This is a genomic window from Actinoplanes sp. HUAS TT8 (assembly GCF_051380535.1).
Classification (GTDB): Bacteria; Actinomycetota; Actinomycetes; order Mycobacteriales; family Micromonosporaceae; genus Actinoplanes.
On the sequence record NZ_CP195646.1, the window covers coordinates 4,834,309 to 4,846,568 of the forward strand.

A 12,260-nucleotide genomic window follows, 5' to 3' on the forward strand; every position below is an offset into this window, starting at 1 on the left:
GCTGGGCTCGCCTCCCGGCGCAACACCCGTCACATTGGTGGTCGTGTCCGCCGTACGGGAGCAATTCTTTGTCTTGATGGACCCGGCCTGGGTGCCGGGGCCGCGAGGTGAGGCGCCCGCGTTCGAGGCGGTGATCGGCCTCTGGCCGATCCTGGACGGCGGCCGGGTCGGCAGTTTCCGCACCAATCCGGACCATGTCCCGTCCGGGATCGGAGCGCCGGCCGACCCGATCGACGCCGCCCTGCTCGCCGTCGCCACCGCCGGCGCGGGTCTGGATCAGGTGCAGGTGCTGCTGCGGGACTGCCTGGTCGAGATCGGTGTCGACGAAGCCGGTCGGCCGCTGATCGCCGACTCGCCGGACGACGTGCCCTGTCTGATGGTCGCCACCAGCGCGATCAATCGCGGTCACGCCCCGGCGATCCCGGGCTGGCGCACCACCGACCTGGACGGCCTCATCACCGTCCTCGACGACGACGTGGACGTGCTGCTCAACCCGGGCGGCCCCCGGATGACCCGGCTGACCGGCGGGTTCGTCCGTGCGGCGCTCGCCCTGGACGAGACCGAGGTCGCCGAACTGCTGGCCGGGACCGGCGCGCAGCCACAGCATCTGACCCTCATACCGTGGGCGGCAGACCGATCGTGACCGTGACGGAAGGAACCCGATGACCGACGCCGCCCTGCACGAGCTGCTGTTGCGGGTGGCCGGCAACGCCGCCGACGACCTGGTCGCCGGCGCCCGCGACGAGCTGGCGGCCGGCCGCGCGGCCGAGGTCGCGCGCCTGGTCGCGGCCGCCGCCGGCAGCGGCTGGTTCCGGCCCACCGACGCCGACCTGGCCCTGCTCACCTCCCTCGAACCGTCGATCGACGCCGCCGCGCTGCGTGCCGTCGCCCCGACCGGTGGCGACGCGGAATTCGCCCCGGCGGTGCCCGTGCCCGGCGCTCCGGCCCTGGTCGCCGTGGACCTGACCACCGGCGGCGCGGCCCTCGACGGCCCCGACGACACCGCCGTCCGCACCGCCGCCGCGACGGCCGGGTCGGTCGCGCTGTGGCGGGCCTGGCGGGCCCCGACCGAGCTGAACCCGGAGGTCGGCCGGGTCTACCTGCTGGCCACCACCGCGGCCGCGCACGACCTCCCCGGGATCGCCGCCGGGATCCAGGCCGCGCTGCGCGGCGCCGGCGTCGACGACCCACAGGTGGAGGTGTTCCGCCCGGACACCGAACTGCCCGCCTACCAGCGCCGGGCCCGCGGTCGTTCGGCGCTGCTCTGGGCTCGCACGCCGGCCGCGCCGGTCACCCTGGCCCGCGACTTCGACGGCGACGACCCGGAACTCGGCCCGGTCTTCGACCCCGACCACGAGCACCTCGACGCCGGCGAGGCGGCCCGGGTCCTCACCTTCCTGGACGGCGGCGAGCCGCTGCTGGCCACCACCACCCGGGAGGCCGACGTGCTCGACAGTTCGCTCGGCGAGGTCGTTCCGCAGAGCTTCCGGACCGACGGAACCTGGATCTGGACCGACACCGCCGGGTACTACCTGCGGACGTACGGCCTCGCGCCCGACCCCGAGCTGCTGGCCCACATCCGCGACCGCGACTACCGCCCGGCCGTCCCGGACGACGTCGAACGGCACCGTGCGCTGGTCGAATTGTTCCGCCCGTTTCCGGCTACCGCGCAGTAGTACGCCCGATGCCGACGGCTGTTGATCGTCTGCCACGATGGTTGGCTACGGCACGGGGGATGATCGAGAGGGACCGCGGTACATGAAGCCACTGTCGCCCACCGACCCCCAGCAGGTCGGTCCGTACGATCTTGAGGGCATTCTCGGGACCGGGGGCATGGGCACGGTGTATCTGGGCCGGTCACCGGGTGGCCGGCCGGCCGCCGTGAAGGTGATCAACCCGAGTTACCTGGCCGACCCGGAGGCGGTCGCCCGGTTCCGGCGCGAGGCCGCGATGCTGGGCACGGTTCGCAGCGCGTACACCGCGGCGCTCATCGACGCGGAGCTGACGACCGCGCCGTATTGGATGGCGACCGAGTTCGTCCCCGGCCCCACGCTGGCCGCGGTCATCGCCGACGAGGGCGCCCTCTCCACCGAACGCTGCCTGCAGTTGCTGGCCGCGGTGGCCGAGGGCCTGGCCGACATCCACCGGCACGACATCTGCCATCGCGACATCAAGCCGCAGAACGTGATCCTGTCCCCGACCGGTCCCCAGCTGATCGATTTCGGGCTGGCCCGCGGGATCGGGGAGAGCGGCCTGACCATCGGCGGCATCACGCTGGGCACGCCGGGTTACATCGCCCCGGAGATGATGGTCTCCGACGACCTGAGCCCGGCCGCGGACGTGTTCGCCCTGGGCGCGACGGTGACGAATGCCGCGACCGGGCGGCGGCCGTACGGGAACGGGACGTTCGAGACCGTCTACCTGCGACTGATGCACGAGGAGATCGACCTGGACGGGGTCGATCCGGGTCTCGCCGGGCTGCTGCGGGCCTGCACCGCCAAGGATCCGTCGGCGCGGCCGACCCCGGCCGGGATCATCGCCAAGTGCCGCGATCTGCGCGCCGCTCCGGCCCGGCCGGCCCCGACACCCGAACCGGCCGCATCCACACCGTCACCGGCTGAATCGGCGCCGGTCGAACCGTTGCCGGCTGAATCAGCGACGGCCGAGCCCCCGGCCGCCGCGGCATCACTTCCGTCGCCGCCCACCGCCTCGTCGGCGGACCAGCCCACGGTCCGTTTCCAGCACCGCAAGCGACTGGCCACGGCCGCCGCGTTCGCGCTGGTCGGCGTGCTGCTCTTCGCCGGCGGCGCGTTCGCCGCCCTCCGGCTCGTCCCGACCGGCACCCCGGTCACGGTCGCCGCCGGTTCCGCCCCGCCGGCCCCGATCGTGCCCTCCCTGGAGGCGTCCGCGCTCCCGCTGCCGAGCCCGTCCCGCACCTCACCGTCCCCGTCCCGCAAGCCCTCGCCGAAACCGTCCCGGACCCCCAAGCAGTCGCCGTCGGCGAAAGCCTCCACGGTCAAGCCGGTGACCACCCCGACCACCGGCGACGGCCGCTGCATCGTCATGCCCGACTCGGACGTCAACGGCATGAAGATCTCGGTCGCCAAGTGCACCGGCGCCGCGAATCAGAAGTGGACCTTCACCAAGGAGGGCGCCCTGATGAACGCGGCCGGCACCCGATGCCTCGACCTGGGCGGCAATGCCGGCGCCGACATCCAGTACCAGGTCCAGATCTGGGACTGCAACTTCAGCGGCGCCCAGCTCTGGGTCCCCCAGCCCGACGACACCCTGTTCAACGCCGGCTCCGGTCGCTGCCTGGGCGTCCTGCCCACCGCGGCCCTGTCGGCCAAGGTCTGCACCAGCACCGCCGTCAACCGCTGGCGCCTCCCCGCCTGACCGCCCCGGCGCCGGGCGCTACCCGCCGCCGGTGTCCCGATCCTCCTTGCGCAGATCGGGACACCGCGGCGGCGGGTCGAGCCGCTCCGGGGGTAGGGATCGCCGGCCGGACCGTCCGGCTCATACGACGGGAAGCCCGCACATCGACGCCGGTTTCATCGACGCTGCATCGCGACACCCACGGTGACCGCCGTCAGCACGGCCACGCAGGTGAGGAGGACGCCGGCCGCTCCCCAGACCACCATGAGCACGGACAGGGCAGCCCACAGCAACGCGCCACCGACCGCCAGCAGGATCAGCGCCAGCCGCCGCGGGATGACACGCATCGGTCTGGCCAGCGACGGATCCTGCTCGGTCAGCCGCCCGACGATCTCGTCGAACTCCCGGCGCGTATCTCGGATGGACATCGCGGTCACCACCAATCGCAGCATGTGTCACGTCGCTGCGCTATGCCTACCCCGATCAGCCCGCCCCGGACGCACGGTCGCATGACAGTTGCATGTCATTCCCCGGCGGGGTCGAGCCGGTGCAGCACCACGACCGGGATCCGGCGGGTCGTCCGGGCCTGGTAGTCGGCGAAGCCGGGCGCCTGCGCCACCACCTCGGCCCACAACTTCTCGTACTCGTCACCCTCCGGGACGGTGGCCGTCGCGCGGAACGTGTCCGGGCCGAGCTCGACGGTCACCGCCGGGTCGTGCCGGATGTTGTGATACCAGCCCGGATTCCTCGGCGCGCCCATGGCCGAGGCCACCACGACCGCCTGCCCGCCGACCTCCAGATAGCCGAGCGGCACCGTGCGCGGCCGGCCGCTCCGTGCGCCGGTGGTGGTCAGCAACGCCAGCGTGGCGCCCTGGAACATCCCGCCGACCTTGCCACCGTTCTCGCGAAACTCTTCGATGATGCGACGCTGAAAATCCATTCCCACCCTCTGCACATAGATAGAGGACGGCTTCCCAGCCGGGAAAAGACACAGAAAAACCCCGCAGCCGTACGCGGTACAAGGAAACCGGGCTGGAAAGCCACTACCTCCACGCGTAGGCCCATACGGGGCTCGCCCGAAAATTAGCACTCACGGCGAGCCGCCGCAACGCTCAGAACGGTGGCGAGTTCCGTCGCCGAACTTCCACCGGCCCAGATGCCGAGCGTGGTGGCGTCCAGCAACGCGGCGATCGCGTCCCCGCCGCGGGTCACGCGCGACGTCGACCATCGGGGCGAACGTTCAACGTCTACGTAACGACGCCCGGTACCGCGGTCGCGGTACAAGGCCAGCCGCGGTGGCCGCCGATAGCGCACCTGCGGTACCCGTGAATGCGGTGCGAGGCTGACGACGCGGACCCCCTCCGGCCGGGACTCTGGTGACCGTCACCGATCACTACCGAGGAGTCCTGTCTCGATGGCTTCGTACCTGTCCCGGCTCGGGGCGTTCAGCGCCCGGCACCGGTTTCTCGTGTTCGTCGTCTGGAGCCTGATGCTGGCCTTGGGCATCGTCGGAACCGTGACCGGCATGAAGTTCAGCGACGGCGGTTTCAGCCTGTCGAGCACCGAGTCCGGCCGGGCCCTGGAGGTCATGCAGGCGAAGTTCCCGGCGACCGCGACCGACGACACCAAGGGCACGTTGCAGCTGGTCCTCACCGCCCCGAGCGGGCAGAGGATCACCAGCGCCGCCAACAAGAAGCTGGTCGCCGCGGCGACCGCGAATGCCGCCAAGGTCGATCACGTCGGGTCGGTCAGCGACCCGTTCGCCAAGGACCGCCCCTCCGTGTCGGCCGACGGCACCACGGCGGTCGCGACCGTGACCCTGACCGGGCTGACCGACGACGTCGACACCGAGCCGATCTACGAGAAGGTCGTCGCCGTCGCCGGCCAGGCCCGCGACGCCGGTCTGAGCGCCGAGGTCGGCGGCACGATCGGCGATCAGACGCCCGGGCAGAGCCCGGCCGAGGGCATCGGCGCGATGATCGCGTTCGTCATCCTGATCATCACGTTCGGGTCGCTGATCGCGGCCGGCGCCAACATGCTCGGCGCGCTGCTCGGCCTGGCCACCGGCCTGCTCGGGGTGTTCGCGCTGTCCGCCTGGCATCCGATCGGCTCGACCACGCCCACCCTGGCCGGCATGATCGGGCTGGCCGTCGGCATCGACTACGGGCTGTTCATCCTGGCCCGGTTCCGCACGGAACTGCGCGAGGGCCGTACCGTCGAAGAAGCCGTTGCCCGCTCGATCGGCACCGCCGGGTCCGCGGTCGTGTTCGCCGGCGCCACCGTGATCATCGCGCTGGTCGGCCTGGCGGTGGTGCGGATCCCGTTCATCACCGAGATGGGCATCGCCGCCGCGGTCACCGTCGCCACCACCGTGCTGATGGCGCTGACCTTCCTGCCCGCCCTGATGCGCTCGATGGGCTACCGGGTGCTGTCGCGCCGCGAACGCCGCGGGCTCCGCAACGGTGTTCCGCTCCAGAAGCAGGTCGCGAAGCGGGGACAGCGCCGCTCGTTCCTCAGCGGCTGGATCCGTACCGTCGTGAAGGCGCCTCTGCCCATCGCGGTGGTCGCCATCGCCGGGCTGCTCTTCCTGGCCATGCCGACGTTCTCGCTCAAGACGGCGCTGAGCACGCCCGGCGGCGAGGACCCGGCCAGCACCCAGCGGGCCGCCTACAACGTGATCGCCGACAAGTTCGGTGCCGGCAGCCAGAGCGCCCTGATCGTCCTGGTCCAGGGCACCGACGTGGCCGGCCGGATCGACCAGGTCACGAGCATGATCAAGTCGGTCGGGGACGTCGCCGCGGTCAACCCGGCCGGGGTCAGCACGGACGGCACCACCGCGATGCTGCAGGTCGTTCCGAACAGCGGGCCGATCGACGACGCGACCCGCGACCTGGTCCGCGACATCCGCGACCACGCCGGCGAGGTGCCCGGGGTGACGATCGCGGTCACCGGCTCGACCGCCGTCGACATCGACACCAACGACATGCTCAGCCGGGCGCTCGTCATCTACCTGGTGCTGGTGGTCAGCCTGTCGCTGGTCCTGCTGATCATTCTGTTCCGCTCGCTGCTGGTCCCTCTGGTCGGCACGATCGGCTTCCTGCTCTCGCTCGGCACCGCGTTCGGCGTCACCGTGAAGGTCTTCCAGGACGGCTGGGCCGACTCGCTGATCCCGGCCCCGTCCGGCAACCCGATCCTGAGCCTGCTGCCGATCCTGATCGTCGGCATCCTGTTCGGCCTGGCCATGGACTACCAGGTGTTCCTGGTCTCCCGGATGCACGAGGCCCACGCCCGCGGCATGAGCCCGGCCGACGCGATCGTCGACGGCTTCAAGCGCACCGCGGTGGTCGTGGTCGCCGCCGCGGCGATCATGATCGCGGTCTTCGCCGGCTTCGCCACCGCGGTGTCGCCGTTCGTCGCCGCGATCGGGTTCGCCCTGTCGGTGGGCGTGCTGGCCGACGCGTTCATCGTCCGCATGATCATCGTCCCGGCGGTGCTCAAGCTGCTCGGCCACGCCGCCTGGTGGATGCCCCGCCGGCTCGACCGGCTCCTGCCGAACATCGACGCCGAGGGCCGCGCCCTCGAAGCGGCCGACCAGCCCGCCCCGCAACACACCGACAACGACCTGTTGACGTCGGCCGGGATGCGCTGACGAAAACCGGAGAGGCGGTTGCCAGAACCTTGGCAGCCGCCTCTCCGGTTTCTGGTCAGGCGAAGTCGGTAGAAAGCGACAGCTCCTCCCAGGCCGCCAGGTCGTTGTCGACGACCTGGCGGCCGGCGCGCACGATGCGCAGCGCGTCCGAGCCGAGCACCAGGTGCCGTGGCGGCCGTGGCTCGCCGATGATCCTCAGCACAGCGGCGGCCGCGCGGGCGGGGTCGCCGGATTGCCGGCCGCTGGCCTGCTGTCGGGCATCGCGAATCGGGTCGAACACCTCGTCGTAGTCGCCGATGGTCCGGGGTGTCCGGATCATCGAGCGACCGGCCCAGTCGGTACGGAACGATCCCGGTTCCAGGGCGGTGACGTGGATACCGAAGCCGGCGATCTCCGGGCCGAGCGATGCGAGGAGGCCTTCGAGCGCGTACTTGCTGGCGCAGTACGCCGACACGCCGGGGAAGCCGACCAGGCCGCCCATCGAGGAAACGGCCAGGATGTGACCACGGCGGCGTTCCCGCATGTGGGGCAGGACGGCCTGGATGGTGGCCGCCGCGCCGAAGACGTTGACGTCGAACTGGGCGCGCAGCGCGGCGAGCGGGGTTTCCTCGAAGGTGCCCTCCACCCCGTAACCGGCGTTGGCGATCAGCACGTCGACCGGGCCGATCTCCTTCTCCACGTCGGCCACCACGGCGACGACGGCGTCGTGGTCGGTGACGTCGAGCAGGCGGGCATGTGCTCGCCCGGGATGCAGGCCGGCGAACGCCGCCGCGTCCGCCTCGCCGCGGACGGTGCCGATCACGGTGTGCCCGGCGTCCAGAGCGGCGACGGCGAAAGCGCGACCGAGGCCACTGCTCGCCCCGGTGATCAGGAGGTTTGTCATGTCGCCCAGCGTGGAGGGCGGGTCAGCGGACCACCAGGACGGTCTTTTCCTGGGCATGGCATACCCAGGCACGCCGCCGGGTTCCGGCCTAGCCTCGTACGGTGACCGGTAACGACCTCGGAGACTTCCTTCGCGCCCACCGTTCCCGGCTCCGGCCCGACGAGGTGGGCCTGCCGTCCCACGGACGACGCCGGGTGGCCGGGCTGCGCCGCGAGGAGGTCGCCGTGCTGGCCGGCATGAACGCCGACTATTACGCCCGGCTGGAGCAGGGCCGCGAGCGCAGCCCGTCGCCGCAGATTCTCCACGCGCTCAGCGGCGCCCTGCGCATGGACGATCCGGCCCGCGAGCACCTGTTCCGGCTGGCCGGCACGTTGCCGGAGACCCTCGGGCCGACGCCGGAGACGGTGAGTGAGCCGCTGCGGCACCTGCTCGACGGGCATTCCGGCGCCCCGGCGTTCGTCCTCAACCCGGCCAAGGACTTCCTGGCCGTCAACGCCCTGACCGAGGCCCTGTTCTCGCCGTTCGAGCAGGTGGACAACCTGGCCCGGATGACCTTCCTCGACCCGGCCGCGCCGCGGTTCTTCCGCCGCTGGGACAGCTTCGCCGAGGCGATCGTGGCCGGCCTGCGCCATGCCGGTGCTCTGGCCCCGGATCATCCGCGCCTGCCGGAGGTGGTGCAATCGCTCGACGACCACAGCGAGTCCTTTGCCGCCCTGTGGTCCTCGCACACCGTCTACGGCAAGACCCAGAGCCCCGTCGAACTCCTGCACCCCGATGTCGGGGCGCTCTCGCTGGTCTCTCTGTCCTTCGACGTCCGCGCGGCGCCAGGCCAGTTGCTGGTCGTCTACCAACCCGAACCGGACAGCCCCAGCGCCCACGCGCTCGCCCTGCTCGGCACGCTGCACGCCACCCGAGCCAGAGACGCGGCCTCGTAGACTTCGGAAACTGCGCCGTTCAGATGAAGACCGGCTCCCGCGACCGGGCTGACCCGACCGCCGCCGGGGACGCGCCGCACGGACGCCTGTTACCGGGTCACGACGGCCAATTCGAGGTCAGGCCGTTCTCGACGAGCCGGGCCGCACGATGGACGTCGGCCGTGACCTCGTCACGCAGCTTCGCCGGGTCCGAGGTGGTGGCCAGGTGGCGGCGCAGGCTTTGGAACTGGACGCGCCAGAGGCCGAGCAGGGCGGTGGCGGCGATCTGCGGCTCGGGGTCGTCGGGGCGTTGCCCGGCCCGGTCGGCAAGCAGTTCCGCGGCCACGGCGACGAAACGGTCCATCGTGTCGCTCTGGTAGGCCCGCAAGGAGGGTGTGGAGGCGATCAGCTCGCCGAAGCGCCGGTAGCCGGCGATCGCCGGGCCCGGGTCGCCGCCGGCGGTCAAGCCCGCGGTCATGGCGGTGAGTTCGGCGTCGAGGATGCGCAGCGCCGCCTGCACCGGGGACACCGAGTGGTCGGCCAGGCCGGTGCGCAGACCCGACATGGTGGTCTCAAGCTGGTCCAGGACCAGGGATTCCTTGGTCGGGAAGTAGTTGAAGACCGTTTTCTCGGAGACGCCGCAGGCCTCGGCGACGTCGGTCACCCGGAACGCGTCGAAGCCGTGCTCCAGGAACAGCCGCGCCGCGGTGTCGGACAGCTGGCGGCGCATCTCGCGCTTCTTGCGCTCCCGGAGCCCTTCGGTCATCCACCCAGCTTAGTACAGCCCCAGAATAACTTCTGTTACAGTAAATTTTCTGGGACTGGAAAAATATGGAGGCAATGGTGAGCGAGTTCCGCATCGTCCGCGACTACCCGTACCCCGTCGACCAGGTCTGGCGGGTGCTGACCGAACCCGAACTCGTCGCCCGGTGGACCGTCACCGGGCAGGGTGGGCGGCCCGAAGGCTTCGAACCGGTCGCCGGCACGCACTTCCGGCTGATCGCGAAGCCGGTGATGGGCTGGCGCGGGATCGTCGACTGCGAGGTCCTCGAGGTCGACGCGCCCCGGCTGCTGCGCTACACGTGGGTCGGGGACGAAGGTGAGGCGCCCAGCTTCGTGGCCTACCGGATCGAGGAGTCGCCGACCGGCACCCGGTTCACCTGGGAACACACCGGTTTCACGGGCGTCGGCGGTTTCTTCATGGCGAAGCTGCTGCGGTCGGTGCGGGCGAAGATGCTGACGGTCGCCGTGCCGGCCGTTCTGGAGCAGACCTGTCGACCGGCCTGAGCCTCCGAGCGGCGGTCGTGGAGCCTCGAACGCGGCGATGGCCCGCAGCCGGCTGCCGACCCGGGCGCCCGGCGTGGAAGCCTGGCCGCTCTGGTCGAGCAGCAGATCGACCGCCGCCCGCACCCCACGGGATCCGCTCGCCGGTGCCGCGCTCGCCGGCGACCTCCGGGTAGAGCCGGGACAGTCACCACCCGGTGACGGCCCGAAAGCGCGACGAAATAACGTTTTTCCCGCGACTATTTTCTAATTTTATGAGGGCCCGGAATCCTTGACCGCGCCAATTCCGATAAGCCAGAATCGGCAGCGCGACCGGGCCGTTGCGGCGCTGGTGGAGCGGGGAGGGGTCCCGCCTCCCACCGACGCGACGAGCACTCACCCCGGTTTCACAGGGGTGGTGGCGTACCGCGAAAAGCTGCGCCGCTACCCCGTTTTTCATTTCCGGCACCATTTTGCCGCGGCGAATTCCCGCCGGGCCGGTGCCGATGTTGTGACCCACGCCCGAGCCCGGTCGGCGACCCGGCAGGAGTGGGTGCCGGCGCGCTTTCCCGTGTACATCGCGAGGTCGGCCCGGCGCAGCAGGTCGCTACCGCCGTACGGGAAACCGGTCTTGATCTGCGGTTTTAAAGGCCCGCGCGGGGGTCGAGCGATCGGGCGATCTCCCCGGTGATGCCGCCGAGGTGGGCGGCCTGGTCCGGGGTGAGGCGGTCGAAGACGTGCTCGCGCAGGGTGGCGTAGTAGGTGGGGGCGGCCTCGGAATACTTCGCCGAGCCGGCCTCGGTCAGCGACGCGATCGTGAAGCGGGCGTCGGCCGGGTCCTGCGCGCGGACGAGCCAGCCCTGTTTCTCCAGGCGGGACGCGATGCGCGACAGGTGGGACGGGTTGACCCGGGAGAGCTCGGCCAGCGAGCTCATCGTGTGCGAGCGGTCGCCGTGCTGGGTGAGGCACCACAGGATCAGGAACTCGTGGTGGCTCAGGCCCCACTTCTTCAACCGGCTGTCGAGGGTGGCCGGGAGCCACAACAGCACCGACAGCAACGATTCCCAGGTCTGGGCCTGCGCCGGGGCAAGCTCGTGGTCAGCTCCCATGGGCGTGACGGTAACACGCCGATACTTTCCGCGGAAAGTGATCTACGAGACGCTTGCCGCGGAAAGTAGCTTACTCTACGTTATTTTCTAGAGAAAGCATCAACGATCGAGGAGTTCACCATGCGTGCTGCCCGCTACCACGACCACGGCCCGGCCGACGTGCTCGTCATCGAGGACGTCCCCGAGCCGCACGCCGGCCCCGGCGAGATCCGCATCCAGGTCACGGCGGCCAGCGTCAACCCGGTCGACTGGAAACTGCGCTCGGGGGCGGCCGCCGCCGCGTTCCCGGTCGACCTCCCGGCCATCCCCGGGCGCGACGCCGCCGGCGTGGTCGACGAGGTCGGCGACGGCGTCACCGGAGTCACCGTCGGTGATCGCGTCTTCGGGCTCGGCGGCCTGTTCGGAGCATCCGCCGAGTATGCGACGCTCTCCGCCTGGGCGCCCGTCCCGGAGCACTGGACCCTGGAGCAGGCGGCCGGGGCCGGGCTGGCCGTCGCCACCGCCGGGCGCGGACTCGACGCGCTCGGCGACCTCAAGGGCCGCACCCTGCTGGTCGAGGGCGCCGCCGGTGGGGTGGGCAGCGCCGTCGTCGCGATGGCGGTGGCCCGCGGCGCGACCGTCATCGGCACCGCCAGCAGCGGCAAGCACGACTACCTGCGGTCCCTGGGGGCGGTGCCCACGACGTACGGGAATGGCCTGGTCGATCGGGTGCGCGAACTCGCGCCCTCCGGAGTGGACGCGGTGCTCGACGCCGCCGCCTCGGGTTCGCTGGGCGACCTGGTGGAGATCGCCGGCGGGCCGGACCATGTGGTGACCATCGCCGACGCGGGGCGGGCGGCCGGGCTCGGGGTGCGCCACCTCTACGCGGAGAACAACTCGGCCGTGCTCGCCGAGGGCGCGGCCTGCGGATACACCCCGCACCTGGCCTCGACGTTCCCGCTCGACAAGATCGCCGAGGCACACCGGGAGGCCGAGCGCGGCCACACCCAGGGAAAGATCGTCATCGTCCTGTGACGTGCCGGCCGTCGCCGGGCCCCCGCCGGACACGGAGACGGCGTACCGTGCCG

General features: G+C 71.3%; 13 protein-coding genes. 7 read left to right on the top strand and 6 right to left on the bottom strand.

What is annotated here, in order from left to right; genetic code table 11:
• The first annotated feature begins 43 nt into the window (after window positions 1-43).
• From ACSHV8_RS21720 to ACSHV8_RS21730, 3 genes are all read left to right on the top strand, one after another.
• Window positions 44-643: a type VII secretion system-associated protein gene (locus ACSHV8_RS21720; protein WP_436535576.1), complete on the top strand. Its 600-nt coding sequence runs from the start codon at window positions 44-46 to the stop codon at window positions 641-643.
• 19 nt (window positions 644-662) lie between these two features.
• Window positions 663-1,676: a hypothetical protein gene (locus ACSHV8_RS21725; RefSeq protein WP_436535577.1), complete on the top strand. Its 1,014-nt coding sequence runs from the start codon at window positions 663-665 to the stop codon at window positions 1,674-1,676.
• An 82-nt stretch (window positions 1,677-1,758) separates the two neighbouring features.
• On the top strand, window positions 1,759-3,396 hold the full coding sequence (locus ACSHV8_RS21730) for a protein kinase domain-containing protein (RefSeq protein ID WP_436535578.1): 1,638 nt from the start codon (window positions 1,759-1,761) through the stop codon (window positions 3,394-3,396).
• 155 nt (window positions 3,397-3,551) lie between these two features.
• Here the strand turns inward: ACSHV8_RS21730 and ACSHV8_RS21735 are convergent, their stop codons facing one another.
• The 3 genes from ACSHV8_RS21735 to ACSHV8_RS21745 form a co-directional block, all read right to left on the bottom strand.
• Window positions 3,552-3,803 carry a DUF3040 domain-containing protein gene (locus ACSHV8_RS21735; protein ID WP_436535579.1) on the bottom strand — a complete coding sequence of 84 codons (252 nt, stop codon included), beginning with the start codon at window positions 3,801-3,803 and terminating at the stop codon, window positions 3,552-3,554.
• Window positions 3,804-3,898: 95 nt separating this feature from the next.
• On the bottom strand, window positions 3,899-4,315 hold the full coding sequence (locus tag ACSHV8_RS21740; RefSeq protein WP_436535580.1) for a nitroreductase family deazaflavin-dependent oxidoreductase: 417 nt from the start codon (window positions 4,313-4,315) through the stop codon (window positions 3,899-3,901).
• Between the two features lie 143 nt (window positions 4,316-4,458).
• Window positions 4,459-4,587, bottom strand: coding sequence for a hypothetical protein (locus ACSHV8_RS21745; protein ID WP_436535581.1), 129 nt, complete (start codon window positions 4,585-4,587; stop codon window positions 4,459-4,461).
• A 202-nt stretch (window positions 4,588-4,789) separates the two neighbouring features.
• Between ACSHV8_RS21745 and ACSHV8_RS21750 the strand changes: the two genes are divergently transcribed.
• Entirely contained in the window at window positions 4,790-7,024 is a 2,235-nt protein-coding gene (locus ACSHV8_RS21750) for an MMPL family transporter (protein WP_436535582.1), read from the top strand.
• Window positions 7,025-7,079: 55 nt separating this feature from the next.
• On the opposite strand, the gene ACSHV8_RS21755 is transcribed toward ACSHV8_RS21750, so the two are convergent.
• The gene (locus ACSHV8_RS21755; RefSeq protein WP_436535583.1) at window positions 7,080-7,907 is read right to left on the bottom strand and encodes an oxidoreductase; all 828 of its coding nucleotides are present in this window, start codon (window positions 7,905-7,907) and stop codon (window positions 7,080-7,082) included.
• 101 nt (window positions 7,908-8,008) lie between these two features.
• Between ACSHV8_RS21755 and ACSHV8_RS21760 the strand changes: the two genes are divergently transcribed.
• Complete coding sequence (locus ACSHV8_RS21760) at window positions 8,009-8,842, top strand: helix-turn-helix transcriptional regulator (RefSeq protein ID WP_436535584.1); 834 nt, start codon at window positions 8,009-8,011, stop codon at window positions 8,840-8,842.
• Between the two features lie 97 nt (window positions 8,843-8,939).
• Here the strand turns inward: ACSHV8_RS21760 and ACSHV8_RS21765 are convergent, their stop codons facing one another.
• Window positions 8,940-9,587: a TetR family transcriptional regulator gene (locus ACSHV8_RS21765; RefSeq protein ID WP_436535585.1), complete on the bottom strand. Its 648-nt coding sequence runs from the start codon at window positions 9,585-9,587 to the stop codon at window positions 8,940-8,942.
• Between the two features lie 77 nt (window positions 9,588-9,664).
• Between ACSHV8_RS21765 and ACSHV8_RS21770 the strand changes: the two genes are divergently transcribed.
• Window positions 9,665-10,108, top strand: coding sequence for an SRPBCC family protein (locus ACSHV8_RS21770; protein ID WP_436535586.1), 444 nt, complete (start codon window positions 9,665-9,667; stop codon window positions 10,106-10,108).
• 620 nt (window positions 10,109-10,728) lie between these two features.
• Here ACSHV8_RS21770 and ACSHV8_RS21775 read toward each other — a convergent pair.
• Window positions 10,729-11,193 (bottom strand): MarR family winged helix-turn-helix transcriptional regulator, encoded by a 465-nt coding sequence (locus tag ACSHV8_RS21775; protein WP_436535587.1) that lies wholly within the window; start codon window positions 11,191-11,193, stop codon window positions 10,729-10,731.
• 120 nt (window positions 11,194-11,313) lie between these two features.
• On the opposite strand from ACSHV8_RS21775, the gene ACSHV8_RS21780 reads away from it, so the two are divergent.
• Window positions 11,314-12,207 (top strand): NADP-dependent oxidoreductase, encoded by an 894-nt coding sequence (locus tag ACSHV8_RS21780; RefSeq protein WP_436535588.1) that lies wholly within the window; start codon window positions 11,314-11,316, stop codon window positions 12,205-12,207.
• The last annotated feature ends 53 nt before the right edge of the window (window positions 12,208-12,260 follow it).

Bases quoted from the DNA above. Each gene is read 5' to 3' on its own strand.
- ACSHV8_RS21725 (WP_436535577.1), top strand. From the start codon at position 663: ATGACCGACGCCGCCCTGCACGAGCTGCTGTTGCGGGTGGCCGGCAAC.
- ACSHV8_RS21730 (WP_436535578.1), top strand. From the start codon at position 1,759: ATGAAGCCACTGTCGCCCACCGACCCCCAGCAGGTCGGTCCGTACGAT.
- ACSHV8_RS21735 (WP_436535579.1), bottom strand. From the start codon at position 3,803: ATGTCCATCCGAGATACGCGCCGGGAGTTCGACGAGATCGTCGGGCGG.
- ACSHV8_RS21740 (WP_436535580.1), bottom strand. From the start codon at position 4,315: ATGGATTTTCAGCGTCGCATCATCGAAGAGTTTCGCGAGAACGGTGGC.
- ACSHV8_RS21750 (WP_436535582.1), top strand. From the start codon at position 4,790: ATGGCTTCGTACCTGTCCCGGCTCGGGGCGTTCAGCGCCCGGCACCGG.
- ACSHV8_RS21755 (WP_436535583.1), bottom strand. From the start codon at position 7,907: ATGACAAACCTCCTGATCACCGGGGCGAGCAGTGGCCTCGGTCGCGCT.
- ACSHV8_RS21765 (WP_436535585.1), bottom strand. From the start codon at position 9,587: ATGACCGAAGGGCTCCGGGAGCGCAAGAAGCGCGAGATGCGCCGCCAG.
- ACSHV8_RS21775 (WP_436535587.1), bottom strand. From the start codon at position 11,193: ATGGGAGCTGACCACGAGCTTGCCCCGGCGCAGGCCCAGACCTGGGAA.
- ACSHV8_RS21780 (WP_436535588.1), top strand. From the start codon at position 11,314: ATGCGTGCTGCCCGCTACCACGACCACGGCCCGGCCGACGTGCTCGTC.